Origin of the sequence: Pseudomonas carassii, from assembly GCF_036324045.1 — a bacterium.
GTDB classification, from domain to species: Bacteria; Pseudomonadota; Gammaproteobacteria; order Pseudomonadales; family Pseudomonadaceae; genus Aquipseudomonas; species Aquipseudomonas peradeniyensis.
Window position 1 is genome coordinate 239,794 of the sequence record NZ_JAZDCT010000003.1, and the last position, 16,216, is coordinate 256,009.

At 67.5% G+C, this 16,216-nt stretch carries 19 protein-coding genes; 12 read left to right on the plus strand and 7 right to left on the minus strand.

Annotated elements, in window-relative coordinates; genetic code table 11:
• Position 1 precedes the first annotated feature (1 nt).
• From glcF to pdxR, 3 genes are all read left to right on the plus strand, one after another.
• A complete protein-coding gene (gene glcF, locus V0R62_RS03770; RefSeq protein ID WP_330102808.1) occupies positions 2 to 1,258 on the plus strand; it encodes a glycolate oxidase subunit GlcF in 1,257 nt (418 codons plus the stop codon).
• 165 nt (positions 1,259 to 1,423) lie between these two features.
• Positions 1,424 to 1,765, plus strand: coding sequence for a hypothetical protein (locus V0R62_RS03775; protein ID WP_330102809.1), 342 nt, complete (start codon positions 1,424 to 1,426; stop codon positions 1,763 to 1,765).
• Between the two features lie 143 nt (positions 1,766 to 1,908).
• A complete protein-coding gene (gene pdxR, locus V0R62_RS03780; protein ID WP_330102810.1) occupies positions 1,909 to 3,342 on the plus strand; it encodes a MocR-like pyridoxine biosynthesis transcription factor PdxR in 1,434 nt (477 codons plus the stop codon).
• Here the strand turns inward: pdxR and V0R62_RS03785 are convergent.
• Entirely contained in the window at positions 3,335 to 4,528 is a 1,194-nt protein-coding gene (locus V0R62_RS03785; RefSeq protein WP_330102811.1) for a cyanate transporter, read from the minus strand. The genes pdxR and V0R62_RS03785 overlap by 8 nt on opposite strands.
• The gene (locus V0R62_RS03790; protein WP_330102812.1) at positions 4,525 to 4,983 is read right to left on the minus strand and encodes a nucleoside deaminase; all 459 of its coding nucleotides are present in this window, start codon (positions 4,981 to 4,983) and stop codon (positions 4,525 to 4,527) included. Before V0R62_RS03790 ends, V0R62_RS03785 begins: the two co-directional genes overlap by 4 nt.
• Positions 4,984 to 5,179: 196 nt before the next feature.
• Here V0R62_RS03790 and V0R62_RS03795 point away from each other — a divergent pair, with 196 nt between their 5' ends.
• Entirely contained in the window at positions 5,180 to 5,617 is a 438-nt protein-coding gene (locus V0R62_RS03795; RefSeq protein WP_330102813.1) for a carboxymuconolactone decarboxylase family protein, read from the plus strand.
• A 16-nt stretch (positions 5,618 to 5,633) separates the two neighbouring features.
• Here V0R62_RS03795 and V0R62_RS03800 read toward each other — a convergent pair whose 3' ends face one another.
• Positions 5,634 to 6,647 (minus strand): AraC family transcriptional regulator, encoded by a 1,014-nt coding sequence (locus V0R62_RS03800; RefSeq protein WP_330102814.1) that lies wholly within the window; start codon positions 6,645 to 6,647, stop codon positions 5,634 to 5,636.
• 172 nt (positions 6,648 to 6,819) lie between these two features.
• Between V0R62_RS03800 and V0R62_RS03805 the strand changes: the two genes are divergently transcribed.
• From V0R62_RS03805 to V0R62_RS03830, 6 genes are all read left to right on the plus strand, one after another.
• Positions 6,820 to 8,004, plus strand: coding sequence for an acetyl-CoA C-acyltransferase family protein (locus V0R62_RS03805; protein WP_330102815.1), 1,185 nt, complete (start codon positions 6,820 to 6,822; stop codon positions 8,002 to 8,004).
• Between the two features lie 14 nt (positions 8,005 to 8,018).
• Positions 8,019 to 8,867, plus strand: coding sequence for a 3-hydroxybutyryl-CoA dehydrogenase (locus tag V0R62_RS03810; protein ID WP_028690700.1), 849 nt, complete (start codon positions 8,019 to 8,021; stop codon positions 8,865 to 8,867).
• 12 nt (positions 8,868 to 8,879) lie between these two features.
• Positions 8,880 to 9,467, plus strand: a complete 588-nt coding sequence (locus V0R62_RS03815; RefSeq protein WP_330102816.1) for a TetR/AcrR family transcriptional regulator — start codon at positions 8,880 to 8,882, stop codon at positions 9,465 to 9,467.
• Positions 9,468 to 9,941: 474 nt separating this feature from the next.
• Positions 9,942 to 10,640: an AzlC family ABC transporter permease gene (locus tag V0R62_RS03820; protein ID WP_330102817.1), complete on the plus strand. Its 699-nt coding sequence runs from the start codon at positions 9,942 to 9,944 to the stop codon at positions 10,638 to 10,640.
• The gene (locus tag V0R62_RS03825; RefSeq protein WP_062574311.1) at positions 10,637 to 10,951 is read left to right on the plus strand and encodes an AzlD domain-containing protein; all 315 of its coding nucleotides are present in this window, start codon (positions 10,637 to 10,639) and stop codon (positions 10,949 to 10,951) included. Before V0R62_RS03820 ends, V0R62_RS03825 begins: the two co-directional genes overlap by 4 nt.
• Positions 10,948 to 11,781, plus strand: a complete 834-nt coding sequence (locus V0R62_RS03830) for an AraC family transcriptional regulator (RefSeq protein ID WP_330102818.1) — start codon at positions 10,948 to 10,950, stop codon at positions 11,779 to 11,781. The genes V0R62_RS03825 and V0R62_RS03830 overlap by 4 nt, the downstream gene beginning before the upstream one ends.
• Here the strand turns inward: V0R62_RS03830 and V0R62_RS03835 are convergent.
• Entirely contained in the window at positions 11,741 to 12,550 is an 810-nt protein-coding gene (locus V0R62_RS03835) for an AraC family transcriptional regulator (RefSeq protein WP_330102819.1), read from the minus strand. The genes V0R62_RS03830 and V0R62_RS03835 overlap by 41 nt on opposite strands.
• A 108-nt stretch (positions 12,551 to 12,658) precedes the next feature.
• Between V0R62_RS03835 and V0R62_RS03840 the strand changes: the two genes are divergently transcribed.
• Positions 12,659 to 13,810, plus strand: coding sequence for an MFS transporter (locus V0R62_RS03840; protein ID WP_330102820.1), 1,152 nt, complete (start codon positions 12,659 to 12,661; stop codon positions 13,808 to 13,810).
• 15 nt (positions 13,811 to 13,825) lie between these two features.
• Positions 13,826 to 14,053: a hypothetical protein gene (locus V0R62_RS03845; RefSeq protein WP_023630605.1), complete on the plus strand. Its 228-nt coding sequence runs from the start codon at positions 13,826 to 13,828 to the stop codon at positions 14,051 to 14,053.
• A 36-nt stretch (positions 14,054 to 14,089) separates the two neighbouring features.
• Here the strand turns inward: V0R62_RS03845 and V0R62_RS03850 are convergent, their stop codons facing one another.
• The 3 genes from V0R62_RS03850 to V0R62_RS03860 form a co-directional block, all read right to left on the minus strand.
• Positions 14,090 to 14,569 carry a copper chaperone PCu(A)C gene (locus tag V0R62_RS03850; RefSeq protein WP_330102821.1) on the minus strand — a complete coding sequence of 160 codons (480 nt, stop codon included), beginning with the start codon at positions 14,567 to 14,569 and terminating at the stop codon, positions 14,090 to 14,092.
• Entirely contained in the window at positions 14,570 to 15,178 is a 609-nt protein-coding gene (locus V0R62_RS03855) for an SCO family protein (protein ID WP_330102822.1), read from the minus strand.
• A gap of 183 nt (positions 15,179 to 15,361) precedes the next feature.
• The gene (locus V0R62_RS03860) at positions 15,362 to 16,075 is read right to left on the minus strand and encodes an SEL1-like repeat protein (RefSeq protein WP_330102823.1); all 714 of its coding nucleotides are present in this window, start codon (positions 16,073 to 16,075) and stop codon (positions 15,362 to 15,364) included.
• Positions 16,076 to 16,216 lie beyond the last annotated feature (141 nt).

Below are 16,216 nucleotides of genomic sequence, written 5' to 3' on the forward strand. Positions count from 1 at the left end.
CATGCAAACCCACCTGAGCGAATCCGCCCGCCAGCTGCCCCGCGCCGACGAGGCCGAACGCATCCTGCGTTCCTGCGTGCACTGCGGGTTCTGCACCGCCACCTGCCCCACCTACCAACTACTCGGCGATGAACTGGACGGGCCTCGCGGGCGCATCTACCTGATCAAGCAGGTGCTCGAAGGCGAACCGGCGGGCACCAGCACCCAGACGCATCTGGACCGCTGCCTGAGCTGCCGCAACTGCGAGACCACTTGCCCGTCGGGGGTGGAGTACCACAACCTGCTCGACATCGGCCGCGCCGTGATCGACCGGCAAGTCCCCCGACCACCGGGGCAACGCCTGCTGCGCGCGGGCCTGCGTGCCGTGGTGCCGCGGCCGGGCGCATTCAAGGCCCTGGTACGCGCTGGGTTGGCCCTGCGCCCGCTGCTCCCGGCCAGCCTCAAGGACAAGCTGCCGGCGCAGGTTCTCGCCCCGGGCCAACGCCCGATGCCGCGCCACGCCCGCCGCGTGCTGCTGCTCGAAGGCTGCGTGCAGCAGGCCCTTTCACCCAACACCAACGCCGCCGCCACTCGCCTGCTCGACCGGCTCGGCATCAGCGTCGAACCGGCCTGCGCAGCCGGTTGCTGCGGCGCCGTGGACTATCATCTGGATGCCCAGGCACGGGGCCTCGAACGCGCCCGACGCAACATCGACGCCTGGTGGCCGGCCATCGAGGCCGGCGCCGAGGCCATCGTGCAAACCGCCAGCGGCTGCGGCGCCTTCGTCCGCGACTACGGCCAACTGCTGGAACAAGATCCACGTTACGCCGTCAAGGCCGCCACGGTCAGTGCCCTGGCCCGCGACCTGGTACAGGTGCTGCAGGCCGAGCCTCTGGAGCGGCTCGGCATATGCGCCGAGCAGCGCCTGGCATTCCACTGCCCCTGCACCCTGCAGCACGCCCTCAAGCTCAGCGGCGCGGTGGAAGGCCTGCTGCAGCGTCTGGGCTTCCATCTCACCCAGGTACCCGATGGTCACCTGTGCTGCGGCTCGGCCGGCACCTATTCGCTGACCCAGCCGACGCTGGCGCGCCAACTGCGCGACAACCGCCTCAACGCCCTGGAAAGCGGTAACCCGCAGGTCATCGCCAGCGCCAACATCGGCTGCCAGCTGCACCTCGGCGATGCCGGCCGCACGCCAGTGCGGCACTGGGTCGAAATCGTCGAGGCGGCGCTTGAACCCGGCGCTGTCGAGACGACTGGAATTGTGCCCCGCCCCTGACGCGGATCAAGACGATGTTTAACCTGGTGCCTGTAATTTCGGAACCCTCCTACCCAAAGCACGGACGTTTCTCGATTGTTGCCAGACCCTCGGCAAAACATCATCAGGACTGGAGACGTGACCGCCGCCCCGGCGCGGCCAACCCCATCCAGACGAGGCCATGCCATGCCCACAAACGCTCATCGCCCTACCCGCGAACTGCGCCACACCCTGCGTCAACTGCTGGCCCACGAGGTCAGCAACCCCGACGACAACCCGCACCTGTCCGGAGTGCGCTTCTTCTGCGCCACCGACGAGCACACCCGTCAACTGATCGAGCGTGTCGAGCTGCTCGCCAGTGAAGCCTTCTTCGACGCCAAGGGCCGCGCCATTCCCGCGCGCATGCGCGAAGCGGCAGTGGATGGCGTGTGCATCCAACAGAAACGCAAGGCCGGCGAGGACGAGACGGTGATCCGCATCGCACTGCCGGAAAAAGGCTACATCACCATCAGTACCGCCCGCCTGTGAACACTCCGCACGCCTTGGCAGTAATTTCCCAGACCTTTCGGCTGCGTGGGAGCCCACCAGGCGATCGCCAGCAGGAGCCCTTGCAGCTTTGTCGATAAACCCCGAAGCTTTTACACCCCTGCGCTTCGGACACCCTCCCCCCGATGGAACTGCACATCCGCCTCGAAGGCCGCAAAGGCCTGGCCGACCAGCTCTACCAGCAGCTGCGCGCCGGCATCGACAGCGGCCACCTGGCCGCCGGCACCCAGCTGCCACCCACGCGCCTGCTGGCCGAGCAACTGGGGGTTTCGCGCAAGACCGTGGCCGAAGCCTATTCGCGCCTGACCTACGACAACCTGCTCAGCGGCGTGGTCGGCCGCGGCACCTTCATCACCCCACGCCACACGCTGCGCCAGAGCGACAGCGACAGCATCCCGCTGGCCGCCGCCGAGACCCTCGAACGCTGGCGCCAGCGCGCCACGGTGCTGGGTCGCCGGGCGCTGGACGCGCCGTCGCGCTACGACTTCATCGGCGGCGCCTCGAGCAAGGCGCAGTTCCCCTACGACCACTGGCGAAGCTGCATGAACTACGCCCTGCGCCGCAGCCAGCGCCACCCCGACCGGCAGTTTTCCGCCCAGGGCCTGCCCGAGCTGCGCGAGGCCATCGCCCACCAGATCGCCTTCACCCGCGGTATCCAGTGCGAGGCCCGCGATGTGCTGGTGTGCAATGGCGCCCAGCAGGCCCTGGACCTGATCGCCCGGGTGCTGGTCGAGCCCGGCTGCAAGGTGGCCATGGAAGACCCGGGCTACCCACCGGCGCGCCAACTGTTCCTGGCCCTGGGCGCGCGCCTGCAGTCGGTGCCGGTGGACGACCAGGGACTGTGCGTCGAGCAGATCGAGGACGGCACCCGGCTGATCTATGTGACGCCCTCGCACCAGTTCCCGCTGGGCATGCCCATGGCCGAGCCGCGGCGCCAGGCGCTGCTGGCGCGGGCCGCCGAGCTCGGTGCGCTGATCATCGAGGACGACTACGACTGCGAGTTCCGCTACCAGGGGCCGGCCGCCGAAGCACTGCAGCGCCTGGATCGACATGGCCTGGTGGCTTATGTCGGGACCTTCTCCAAGACCCTGCTGCCGGAACTGCGCCTGGGCTACGCGGTGCTGCCGCCGGCCGTGCTGCAGGCCGCCTGCGTGGCCAAGCACCTGAGCGACTGGCACAGCCCGAGCCTGCAGCAATGGGCCCTGGCGCGGTTCATCAGCGAAGGCCACCTGAACAAGCACATCCGCCGTTGCCACGAGGTGTACAGCGCCCGCCGCGAGCGGATCCTGGCGCGCCTGGGCGGCGACCTGGCGCCATGGTTCGACGCGGTGCCGGCCAGCGCCGGCTTTCACCTGAGCGCGCTGGCCAAGCCCGGGGTGGATGTCGAACTGCTGATCAACCTGGCGCGCAAAGTCGAGGTCGGCCTCTACTCCCTGGCCCCGTTCTTCAGCGAGGCGCCGGTCAGGCCGGGGTTGCTGTTCGGCTTCGGGGCCATCGAGCTCCTGGATATCGACCCGGCGCTGGACCGGGTCGGCGACACCCTGCAGCGCCTCAGTTGAGCGCCGCCACAGTCGCTTGCCCCCCACGGGCGATGGCCCGGGCATAGCCCTTCGGGGCAAAGCGCACGGTCACCAGCAGCATCGCCAGCACCGTGCAGGTCAGCAGGGTCCAGGAGGCCTGGAAGTCGCCGCTGACATCACGCAACCAGCCAGTGATGTACGGCACGATACCGGTGACGATAAAACCCACGCCCTGGACGAAAGCCGCCAAGCTGCCGGCCTCGCCGGGCGTGCGCAGGTGCTCCAGGGTCAGCGTCAGGCTCAGGCTGAAGCACGCCCCCAGGCCCAGGCCGATCAGCGCCACCCACAGGCCCATGGCGCTGGCCGGCGCCAGCAGCAGACCAAGGAAGCCCGCGAGCTGGATCAGCAAGGCCAGCCACAGGCCCGGCCGCCGATCGACCAGACGCCGCAGCAGCAACGGCAGGCCCAGGGCACCGCAGACCTGGAAGATGGTCATCAAACCGACCAGCTCGCCGCCGCCCTGGGCCGTGCCGCCGTGCTCGAGGTGATAGGCCGGCAACCAGGCGACCATGCTCGTGTAGCCACCGTTGATCAGCCCGAAGTAGAGCGCCAGCAGCCAGGCCCGACGGTTGCCGAACCAGTGCCCGCCCCCACCACCGGCCAGGGCCGGTGTGTCCTGGCGCGGGCGCAGGACGGTCCACGCCACGATCGCCAGCAGCGCCGGCAGCGCCCACAGGCCAAGGCCGAACTGCCAATGGCCGAAGTACGCGGTGATCGACGGGCCCAACACTGCCGCCAGGCCACCACCGCTCATCAACGCCGCCGAATACAGCCCCATGGTCGACGCCAGGCAGCCGGGGAACCAGCGGTTGACCAACCCCGGCATCATGCCCTGCACCACGGCGACGCCCAGGCCGGCGACCACGGCGCTGGCGATCAGCGCCCAGGCACTGTCCAGTTGCAGGCGCCACAGGCACGCCAGGGCGATGGCCGCCAGCCCCGCCAGCATGCCGCCATGCTCGCTCAGCCAGCGCCGCAGCCAGGGTTGCAGAAGTGGCACCAGGCCCATGCACAGCACCGGCAACGCAGTCAGCAGCGCCGCCTGCTGGTAACCCAGGCCGGTGCTCTGGCGCATGGGTTCGAGCAGCGGGCCGATGCTGGTGAGGATCGGCCTCAGGTTCAACGCCAGCAGCACCACCAGCAACAGGTTCAACGCGCCCCTCATGCTTCGCCAGCCTGCTGCCACTCACGGTACAGGCCACTTTCACCCGCCGGTTTCAGCGGGCGCAGGGGCAGGCTCTGCTGCTGTGGCGGGCGGGCCATCTGCGCATACACCGCGGCGGTGGACAAACCATAGGGCTCGCCCTCGTCGTTGTCGTAGGCAAACCAGGCGCGCTCGATACCGCACAGGTGCATGGCGGCCAGGCACATCGGGCACGGATGGCCGCTGGCGTAGATCTCGGCGCCGTCCAGGCGCGTCCGGCCGAGCACCTGGGCGGCCTGGCGGATGGCCTGCATCTCGGCGTGGCTGGTGGGGTCCTGGGTGCTGTGGATCTCATTGACGGCGCGGGCGATTACCTGCCCCTGGTGGACCAGCACGGCGCCGAAGGGGCGGCCTCCGGCCTGGATATTGGCGCGGGCAAGCTCCAGGGCCTCGCGCATGAATCGATCTGCGGACATGAAACGGTTCTCAGGTGTTGACCCGCCCATTATCCCGCCTCGGCCGCCCTGGCAGAAATGAAGAGATTGGATGCCTGTCAGTGCGCATACGAATGGTGGATTGGCCTCCTGGCAAAGCGCGGGATTGGCTATTCGGCGCGGCCCGACCTGGCGCTAAGGTAGTGCCACTTTCCTCTTGTCGAACTGGAGTCTCACCATGCATGACCGTCTCGAATGGGCCAAACACTCGCCGGAAGCCTACAAGGCCATGATCGGCCTCGAGCAGGCACTGGTCGCCTCGGGCCTGGAGCATTCGCTGCTCGAGCTGATCCGCCTGCGCGCCTCGCAGATCAATGGCTGCGCCTACTGCGTCAACATGCACGCCAACGATGCGCGCAAGGCCGGTGAAACCGAGGCGCGCCTGCAGACCCTGAGCGTCTGGCGCGAGACCCGCTACTTCAGCGAGCGCGAGCGGGCCGCCCTGGCCTGGGTCGAAAGCCTGACCCGCCTGGCCGAGCGCGCCGCGCCGCAGGACGAGTACCAGGCACTGCTGGAACACTTCAGCGCCAAGGAGATCGCCAACCTGACCCTGGCCATCGCCACCATCAATGCCTGGAACCGCTTCGGCGTGGGCTTTGCGATGGTGCCAGCGTAACCCTGGCAGGGGCCGTTCACACCGACGTTGCGCGCCTGGCCCGGTAACTGCCCGGGCTCTGCCCGGTCCACTTCTTGAACGCGCGATGAAACGCACTGGGTTCCTGGAACCCGGTGTGTTCGGCGATCTCGGCAATGCTCAGGCGGCCTTCGCGCAACAGCTCGAAGGCCATCGCCCGGCGCACCTCGTCCTTGATCTGCTGGTACGAGCGCCCTTCCCGCTCCAGCTGGCGGCGAAAGCTGCTGGCGCTGAGCCGCTGCCGCTCGGCCATGGCGTTGAGCGTCGGCCACTGCCCGTAGTGGCGAGCACGCAGATGGCGATAGACCTCGGCCACCAGACCATTCTGGTTGCGAAAGCGAATCACCAGGCCCTGCGGCGCGCTGCGCAAAAAGCCCTTCAAGGCCGTCAGGTCCTGCACCACCGGCAGGCGCAGCCAGGCGCTGTCGAACTCCACCTCGGTGCGTCCGCTGCCCAGGCGCAGGTCCGGCCCCCAGAGCAACGCATCGTCCTCCTGCGCCGGCCGCGCCAGGGCCAGCTCGGTACGGTCGATGGCGATGCGCCGGCCGGCCAGCCAGCACAGCAAGCCGATCACCAGCACCAGATAGGTCTCCTCGGCATAGACCCGAGTCAGCGGATCGGCGATGTTCGATTGCACGCTGATCACCGTGCGCGCGCCGCGCACCGTGACACTGCCGTTCAGGTCGCGCAGGAACAGGGCGAAACTGCCCAGGCACTGGCGCAGCGCCTTGCCCAGGGTCGGCTCCTGGATCAACCCACGGCAGATCAGGGCGAAACTGCCCAGGGGCATGCCGTGGCTGTCGAGGCGGAAGAACTCGTCATGCAGCTCATCGATCAGTGCCAGCCACAGCTGGGCAAAGGCCTTGGCCGGCACCCGCGCCAGAGGCTGGTCCAGCACCTGCGGATCGATGCCCACCGCCCGCAGATGGGCATCGCGCGCCTGTGGCCGCTCACGCAGGGCGTGGACCATGGCATTGAGGAAATACACCGCGACCGTATCGCTATCGCGCATGGCAGAAGTCCGCTGTCTATGCTGAGTGGCAAAAAATGCCAGGTTGACTGAACAGATCCGGCATAGGCCGCCTGAAGGCCTTTGCCTAGACTCGATCCACCCCGGCAGGGTGCGGCCGCCATTCTCGCAGAGCCACCCCCGCCCCGCCACGCCTTCGCAATCGGAGCCCCCCATGAGCAGCACAGAAATCTTCGTCGTCAGCGCGGTACGTTCGGCCATCGGCAGCTTCGGCGGTTCGCTCAAGGACCTGCCCCTGGCCGACCTCGCCACCCAGGTGACCCGCGCCGCCATCGAGCGTTCAGGCGTCGCCGCCGAGCAGATCGGCCATGTGGTGATGGGCAACGTGATCCCCACCGAGCCGCGCGATGCCTACCTGGGCCGGGTCGCGGCGATGAACGCCGGCATCCCCAAGGAAACCCCGGCCTTCAGCGTCAACCGCCTGTGCGGCTCGGGCCTGCAGGCCATCGTCTCGGCCGCCCAAGGCCTGCTGCTGGGCGACAGCGACATCGCCCTGGCCGCCGGCGCCGAGTCCATGAGCCGCGGCCCCTACCTGCTGCCGCAGGCCCGCTGGGGCGCGCGCATGGGTGACCTGCAGGGCATCGACTACATGGTCGGCATCCTCCAGGACCCGTTCGAGCACTTCCACATGGGCATCACCGCCGAGAACGTCGCGGCGGCCCACGGCATCAGCCGCGAGATGCAGGACGAAGTCGCCCTGACCAGCCAGCGCCGCGCCGCCCGCGCCATCGCCGAAGGCCGCTTCGACAGCCAGATCGTGCCGATCGAGATCAAAACCCGCAAAGGCCCCGTGCAGTTCGCCGTGGACGAGAACGTGCGCGGCGACGCCAGCGCCGAGCAACTGGCCGCCATGAAGGCCGTGTTCAAGAAGGACGGTACCGTCACCGCCGGCAACGCCAGCAGCATCAACGACGGCGCCGCCGGCCTGGTTCTGGCCACCGGTGACGCCGTGCGCCGCCAGGGCCTCAAGCCGCTGGCGCGCATCGTCGCCTACGCCCACGCCGGCGTGGAACCGGCACTGATGGGCCTGGGCCCGATCCCGGCCACGCAGAAGGTGCTGGAGAAGGCCGGCCTGAAGGTCGCCGACCTGGACGTGATCGAGTCCAACGAAGCCTTCGCCTCCCAGGCCTGCGCCGTGGCCCGCGCCCTGGGCTTCGACCCGGAGAAGGTCAACCCCAACGGCTCGGGCATTTCCCTCGGCCACCCGGTCGGCGCCACCGGCGCGATCATCGCCACCAAGGCCATCCATGAACTGCACCGCGTCCAGGGCCGCTACGCCCTGGCCACCATGTGCATCGGCGGCGGCCAAGGCATCGCCGTCGTCTTCGAACGCGTCTGAAAGGAGTCAGCAACATGAACATCGAACATATCGCCGTGATCGGCGCCGGCACCATGGGCAACGGCATCGCCCAGGTGTGTGCGCTGGCCGGCTACCAGGTGCTGCTGGTGGACGTCTCCGACGCCGCGCTTGAACGCGGCGTGGCGACCCTGGGCAAGAACCTCGAGCGCCAGGTCGGCAAGGGCACCATCGACGCCGACAAGGCCAGCGCGGCCAAGGCGCGCATCCGCACCAGCACCGACTACGCCCAGCTGGCGGACGCGCAGCTGGTGATCGAGGCGGCCACCGAGAACCTCGCCCTCAAGCAGCGCATCCTGCAGCAGGTGGCCGCCAACGTCGGCGCAGAGTGCCTGATCGCCACCAACACCTCGTCGCTGTCGGTCACCCAGTTGGCGGCCAGCATCGAGCAACCGCAGCGCTTCATCGGCGTGCACTTCTTCAACCCGGTGCCGATGATGGCGCTGGTCGAGATCATCCGTGGCCTGCAAACCAGCGATGCGACCTACGCCCAGGCGCTGCTGGTCACCGAGAAGCTCGGCAAGACCCCGATCACCGCCGGCAACCGCCCGGGCTTCGTGGTCAACCGGATCCTGGTGCCGATGATCAACGAGGCGATCTTCGTGTTCCAGGAAGGCCTGGCCAGTGCCGAGGACATCGACACCGGCATGCGCCTGGGCTGCAACCAGCCGATCGGCCCGCTGGCCCTGGCCGACCTGGTGGGCCTGGACACCTTGCTGGCGATCATGGAGGCCTTCCACGAGGGCTTCAACGACAGCAAGTACCGCCCCGCCCCGCTGCTCAAGGAAATGGTTGCCGCCGGTTACCTGGGCCGCAAGAGCGGCCGTGGCTTCTTCACCTACTAGAGGAGCCGCGCCATGCCCCCGGTCAACGCGGCGCTGCGCTGCGCCAACTTCGAGGAGCGGCGCGACCGGGCCATGGCCCTGTTCGCCGAGAAAGGCTTCGGCCAGGTCAGCATGCGTGAGCTGGCGGCGCACGTGGGCTTGACCGCGGGCTCGCTGTATCACCATTTCCCCAGCAAGCAGGACCTCTTGTACGACCTGATCGAGGAACTGTACGAAGAGTTGCAGGCCACCCTGGAGCTGGGGCGCCGGGCGCGGGCCCAGGGTCGGCCGGTGCTGGCCTGCCTGATTGCCGCGCACTGGCAGTTGCATGGGGAGCGACCGTTGCAGTTTCGCCTGGCCGAGCGGGATTTCTGCTGCTTGACCGCAGAGCAGCAGGCGCGCCTGGCAGGTTTGCGGGAGCGCTATGAAACCGGGCTTTTGCGGTTGGTTGCGCCGCAGGCGCGGTTGGAGACGCAGGTCTCGGCGGCTAGCGGGCATGTGTTGGCGACCTTGTTGAACCAATTGCCGGGGATGTTGCGGGGGAAAGGGTTGGGTGAGGTTGAGGGGGTTGGGTTGATGGAGAGTTTGGTGGTGGGGGCTGTGGAGAGGGCTTTGGGGTAGGATTCTGGTTCCCTGGTTCCCTGGTTCCCTGGTTCCCTGGTTCCCTGGTTCCCTGGTGATTGTTTCAGTTTTTTATGCGCATTCGTAGGTGATGTCGACATCAAGTCACCTTTTCGCCTTTACGGCGACCTACTTTTCTCTAGGGAAAAGTAGGCAAAACCGTTCCGCTCCATTCATCCGGCCCCTGCGCTTCGCTACGGGGTTCCCTCGCTCCGTTCTTGCTCCCGTGGGTACCGCGCTGTACGCCCCATCCTGGGGCGCAGCGCTCGACGGCCATCCATGGCCGTCGCCCCACTCCGCAAGAACTCCGCTCGGCCTCCTGAAGTCGCAATTGGCGGCGCCTGGACTATTGCGCGCTTAGGAGCAAGAGCAGAGCAAGAGCAAGAGCAAGAGCAGAGGCAACAGCAAGATCGTTCAAGCCAGCCTTGTGTCCCTCTGTCATGCTGGTCTGCCCTGTTGATTCGTTGTGTTCACATGTCCAGCCCGCCGCTTGCCCGCCACGCCTTTCTTCATGGCGCCATCGCCATCCTGCCGCTGTCCCTGGCTGTCGCGCCCTGGGGGCTGCTCGCGGGGTCCATGGCCATCGAGGCCAACCTCAGTGCCTGGCAAGGCCAGGGCCTGTCGGCCATCGTCTTTGCCGGCGCCGCGCAGTTGGTCGCCATCGGCATGCTCAAAGGCGGCGCCAACCTGCTGTCGATCCTGCTCACCACCCTGCTGCTGACCTCGCAGCACCTGCTCTACGGGCTGTCCATGCGTCCGGTGATGTCCGGCTTGCCGACCCGCTGGCGCCTGGGCCTGGGCTTTCTGCTCACCGACGAGTTCTTCGCCCTGACCAGCCACCATGACCAGCAGCAGTTCAACCGCTGGTACGCCCTGGGGGTTGGCCTGACCTTCTACGTGGCCTGGAACCTGTTTACCCTGGCCGGCATCGTGCTCGGTCAGAACATCCCGCACCTGGACCAGCTGGGCCTGGACTTCTCCATCGTCGCCACCTTCGTCGCGCTGATCGCGCCGTTGGTGCGCAACCTGCCGACCGTGGTGTGCGTGGCGGTGTCGCTGTTCTGCTCTGTGTTGTTCAGCTACTGGCACTGGGAAACCGCCCTGGTGGTGGCGGGCCTGCTGGGCATGGCTGCAGGCTTTGTCTGCCAGAAATTCTCCGGAGGCCGCTCATGATCTGGCTGCTGATCGTCGCCATGGGCGCGGTGGTGTTCCTTAACCGCTACGCCTTCCTCGAACCGCGCCTGCCGCTGCGCCTGAGCTCCAATGCACGGCAATTTCTCGGTTTCGCCGTGCCCGGCATGCTCACCGCGATCTGCGGACCGATCATCTTCCTGCCCGGCCACCAGCTCGAGTTGAGCCCGCTCAACCCTTACCTGCTCGGCTCGCTGGTGGCCATCGCCCTGGTGCTGTTGACCCGCAGCGTGTTGCTAAGCATGCTGGCGAGCATGCTGATCTTCTTCCTCCTGCGCAGCTGGCTGGCATGACCACGCCCCTGCGCGAACAGGCCCACCTGTGGCAGGCGCCCGCCCTCGGCGACGTCGAGATGCTGCACGCCCGCTACATCCAGCAACGCTTCGCCCCGCATGTGCACGAAGGCTACGTGTTCACCGTGATCGAGTCCGGCGCCCAGCGTTTCTGGCACCGTGGCAGCGAGCACCTGGCGCCGGTGGGCAGCATGGTGCTGATCAATCCCGACGAGCTTCACACCGGCGCCACCGCCCACGAGGCTGGCTGGCGCTACCGTGGCTTCTACCCCGAGCACGAGCGGGTCACCGGCGTACTCGACGAGCTGGAACTGGGCCGCCACGGCCTGCCCCGGTTCAAGGACAGCGTGATCCAGGACCCGGCCCTGGCCGCCGCCTTCAGCCAGTTGCACCGGTTGTCCGAGTCCTGCGCCAGCGCCCTGGAGCAGCAGACCGCCTGGCGCCAGGCGGTGCTGGCGCTGGTGCAGCGGCATGGTCACTGCGCCGAGCCCGCCGCCCCCGGCAACGAGCCACTGGCCGTGGCACGTGCCCGCGAGCTGTTGGAGAGCCAACTGGCCGAGCCACCCTCGCTGGAAACCCTGGCGGCGGCAGTCAACCTTTCACCGTTCCATTTCGCCCGGGTGTTCCGCCAGGCCACCGGCCTGCCGCCTCATGCCTGGCTCAAGCAGCGCCGCCTGGCCCGCGCCCGGGAACTGCTGCGCAGCGGCCTGCCTGCGCTGGAAGTCGCCTTTGTCCTGGGCTTCGCTGACCAGAGCCACCTCAGCCGCCAGTTCAAGCAGGCCTATGGCGTCACCCCGGGCGCCTATCGCCAGGCCTGCCTGGGCCTGTAGCCGCGCCACGGTTCCAGGCGCCCGGCGTGGTGCCGGTCATGCCGCGAAAGAAGGCGATAAAGGCGCTGTCGGTGGCGAACCCCAGGTCGTCGGCGATGGCGCCCAGCGGCCGCTGCAACGCCAGCTGTTCCATTGCCCGCAGCAACCGCCACTGCTGGCGCCATTGCTGATAGGACATGCCGGTGTCGCGGCGCAGCAGGCGGCTGATGGTCTTCTCGCTTGCGCCGACCTGCCGTGCCAGCTCAACCAATGCCGGCGGCAGGCGCTCGAGCCGCTCGACCAGCCCAGCCAGGCGGCGATCGCCGGGCAGTGGCAGGAACATCGGCTGGCGCGGAGCCAAGCGCAATTCGCCCAGGCACAGCGCCAGCAGATGCGCCTGGTCACCTTGGTCCCAGGCCGTGTCGAACGGCGCCTGGGCGATACGTTCAAGCAGCTCGCGCAGCAACGGGTTGACGCTGATGATCGTCACTTCCTCCGGCAACCCCTCGCTGAGCGCCGCACTGAAGTACAGCGAGCGATAGTCCACCGTTTCGCGCATGCGCGCCCGGTGCGACAGCCCCGCAGGAATCCACGCCGCCTGGGTCGGCGGCAACAGGCACAGGCGCCCGGGCGTCTGGATGCGCACGCAGCCCTGGCGGGTAAACAGCACCTGGCCGCGGCCATGCCAGTGGTGCCCGGAGTCGTGGTCGCCCAGGGCCGAACAGATGCCCAGTACCGGCGCATCGAAAGCATCGGGGTCGAAGTGGGCGTCGGGGGCTAACCAGGCCATGGCTGTAATTGTCCGATTTCAACGATAGAGCAGCTAAATCGCGATAATAGCTCACGGCACAATGTCCCTACCATGAGCGCCCGTTTGTGCTGCAAGGCGTTTACTTCCATGCTCTCCCATTCCTGGCTGGCCCTGACCACCGCCCTGCTGATGTTTCCCCAGGTTGCCGAAACCCTCTACAGCCCTGCCCTGGTCTCCCTGGCCGAAGCCTTCGCCGTCAGCCCTGCCCAGGCTTCGCTGACCCTGTCGCTGTACTTCGTCGCCTTTGCCGTCGGCGTGCTGGTCTGGGGGCGTGCCTGCGACCTGTGGGGACGGCGCCCGGCCATGCTTGCCGGCCTGTTGCTCTACACCGGCGCGGCGCTGGCGGCATTGCTGGCGGTCGACTTCAGCCAACTGCTGATGGCGCGGATCGTGGCGGCCTTCGCCGCGGCGGTGGGCTCCGTGGTCACCCAGACTGTCCTGCGCGATCGCCACGCCGGCCCTGAACTGGCCCGGGTATTCTCGTTGATCGGCGTGTGCCTGGCGCTCAGCCCGGCGCTGGGGCTGATCAGCGGCGCCTGGCTGGACCGGCTGTTCGGCTATCACGGTGTACTCGCCGGCCAGTTGCTGATGGCCGCGCTGCTGCTCGCCTGGACTTGGCGCGGCCTGCCCGAGACACGCCCCGCCGCGCAGGAGACGCCCGCGCTCGGTCGGGTGCTTTGGCGTCTGCTGCGTGACCGTCGCGTGCTACTGGCCAGTGCCCTGGTGGCCGTGTTCAACATCAGCGTGTTCAGCTGGTACAGCCTGGCGCCGTTCGTCTTCGAGCGCCTCGCCGCCAGCCAGTGGATGGGTTACTCCGGCGCGGCGCTGGCGCTCGGCTCGCTGTTGGGCGCGCGCCTCAATGCACGGCTGCTGCAACGCGGGGTGGCCACGGCGCGTCTGCTGCGCCTGGCGTGCCTGCTCGACCTGCTGGCAGCGCTGGCATTGTTGGGGCTGGGCGACAGCCTGTGGACGGTGCTGGCCATGGCCCTGGTGATGTTCGCCTTCGCCATGGCGATTCCGCTGGTGCTGGGCTCGGCGCTGGTCGACTACGCCGACTGCCGTGGCACGGCGGGCGCATTGTTCGGCTTGTTCTACTACCTGCAGATCGGCGCGGGACTGCTGCTGGCGGGCATTTGCCAGGCCCTGGGAGCGACGCTGTTCGCCTGTGCCCTGGCGGCCTGGTTGCTGGCCATCGGCTACGAGCAGCCTGGCCGGGCGCTGCTACACTCAAGGGGCTGAATGGAGGATCGCGTCATGTCCGAACGAGAAATCACCACGCTCCTTTCGCTGATGAGCCAGCGTCAGGCCTGCCTGAGCAGCGCCTGCAAGGAGATCGCCGACTGGATCGACCGCCAGGGCGATGTGCCCGCCGCCGGCAAGATCCGCGCCAGCCTCAAGGCGCTGGAGGCCGAGGACGCCCAGGTGCGCAAGACCCTGACCTCGCTGAATATCGAGCGGCCGCTGCCACGTTTTCGTAGCTGACGGACTGCTGGGGCTGCTTTGCAGCCCGTTCCACGATCAGTGGTTCATGTGCATGTGGTCATGCCCGCCGCTCTCGGCGTTGAGCGCGCGCACCGGTGCCTGCACCTGCAGGGTTTCCTTGACGCCCTTGGCATCCTCGATGGTCAGCGTCAGCGGCACCTGCTCGCCTTCCTTCACTTGCTGGTTCAGGCCCATCAGCATCACGTGATAGCCATTCGGATCCAGCTTCACCGCCTTGCCCGCCGGCAACTCGAGTGCCTTCACCTCACGCATGCCCATTACATCGCCGTTCATGGTCATCTCGTGCACCTGCACGGTCTTGGCCACGGGCGAGGCGACGCTCACCAGCTTGCTGTCGCTGCTGGCGGTCAGGGTCATGAAGGCACCGGTCGACTGCTGGTGCGGCACGCTGGCGCGGACCCAGGCGTCACTCACGGCGGTCTGGGCGAACGCCGGCAGGGCCATGCCCAGCAGGGCCAGGGCGGCCAGGCCGCGTTTGATCGGTTGCATCGACATTCAGCAGATCTCCATCAGGGTGACCAGGTCTTCGGCGCATTCCTTGGCGTTCAGGGAATGGCCCAGGCTCAGGCGCAGGGTGCCACGTGTATCGTAGACGTAGCTGGTGGACGAGTGAGAGATGGTATAGGTGTCGCCGGCCGGGACCTTTTCGTAGAACACCTTGAACTCCCGGGCCACCTCGGCGATTTCCTCGGGGGTGCCGGTCAGGGCGACGATCGACGGGTCGAAGGCCTTGGCGTAGGCATCGAGCACCTCGGGGGAGTCACGCTCCGGGTCCAGGGTGATGAACACCGGCTGGAACAGCTCGCGGTCGCGGCCCCTGAGGATCTTCCTGATCTGGACGATCCGCGCCAGCGCGGTCGGGCAGACCGCCGGGCACTGGGTGAAGCCGAAGAAGATCATCGGCATCGAGCCGTAGAAGCTCGACAGGGTGCGCTCGTTGCCTTGAGTGTCCTTGAGCTTGAATTTGCGCCCGAGGATCTCGTTGCTCATGTTCTTGCCGTACTTGAAATCCAGGCCCCGGGCCGGGTTGCAGCCCGCCAGCAGGCCAAGCCCCAGTACGCCCATCCCGGCGACAACCGCGCGCCGGGTCAACAGATCATTCATGGAACCATCCTTTACAGGGAAGGTGCCGACCCCTGGGATGGGCCGGCCAGAAAACCGGGGCATTCTGTCACGCTCCCCCCGCACCATCCACCCGACATCCAGCCAATCGGGCTGCAGCCCTTTGTTTACGGGGCGCGACCGGTTGTCGCAGGGGTTGAATCCGTAACACTTTGTTGCTAGGGATCAGTGTTCCCCGGCCTGAACAATGCTCAGGCTCCTGGCAATCTGCGGGCAGCCATTGAGGTCCACTGCCTGTTGCCAGTACTCGCGACGCGCCGGCGAGTCCCTGCGGCCAGACTTGTATCCCAGCAACCGATAGAGCTCAGCCTTGTAGGCCGTGGCATCGCCCCACTGCAAACCGTTGTCTTTGCCGTTTGGCTTGAAACACTCGAACCAGACCGCTGGCTGCGGGTAGTAACCGGCGAACTGCGGGAAGTCGGCCAGCGCCTTCTGCAAGGCCGGCAGGTACGATGGCCCGTCCACGTAACCGATGCAGTCAGTGTTGACGCGCAGCGCCGCAGGCGCGAATCCCTGCTCCAGGCTGTCGGTCATCAGTTTGCAGGTCGTGGCCGGGTCAACCGACGGCTCATAGGCGAAGTAGTAGAGCGCCAGCCGATACTGGGCCACGGCATGGCCCTGGGCCGCAGCCTGCTGCAACTGCCGGAGCGCCGGATCGCGCTCGGCGCGAAGCTGCGTGGCTTCTGCCTCCAGTACCTGCGGGGGCGTGCCGGCCAAGCCGCGTTCCATCAGCGCCAGCAGACGCGGCTCGAGCGCATCCAGGGTCGCCACGGCCTTGCGATACGGTTCATCGCTGCCCGTCGGAGGCTGATAGCTGGCCAGGGCCTGGGCGCAAAAAACCATGGACAACGGAACTACAAACGCGGGCAAGGCTTTCATGCCGAGCATCCTTGTTCTGCAAAAGGGGAGAGAGAAGCCCAAAGTGCCGCGGGCGGTGCTGTGTTCCCGCAAGCCCGCTCCCACCTGCTTGAAAGCCGTGGGAGCGGGCTTGTCGGAACATCGCACCGCCCGCGATTGGAA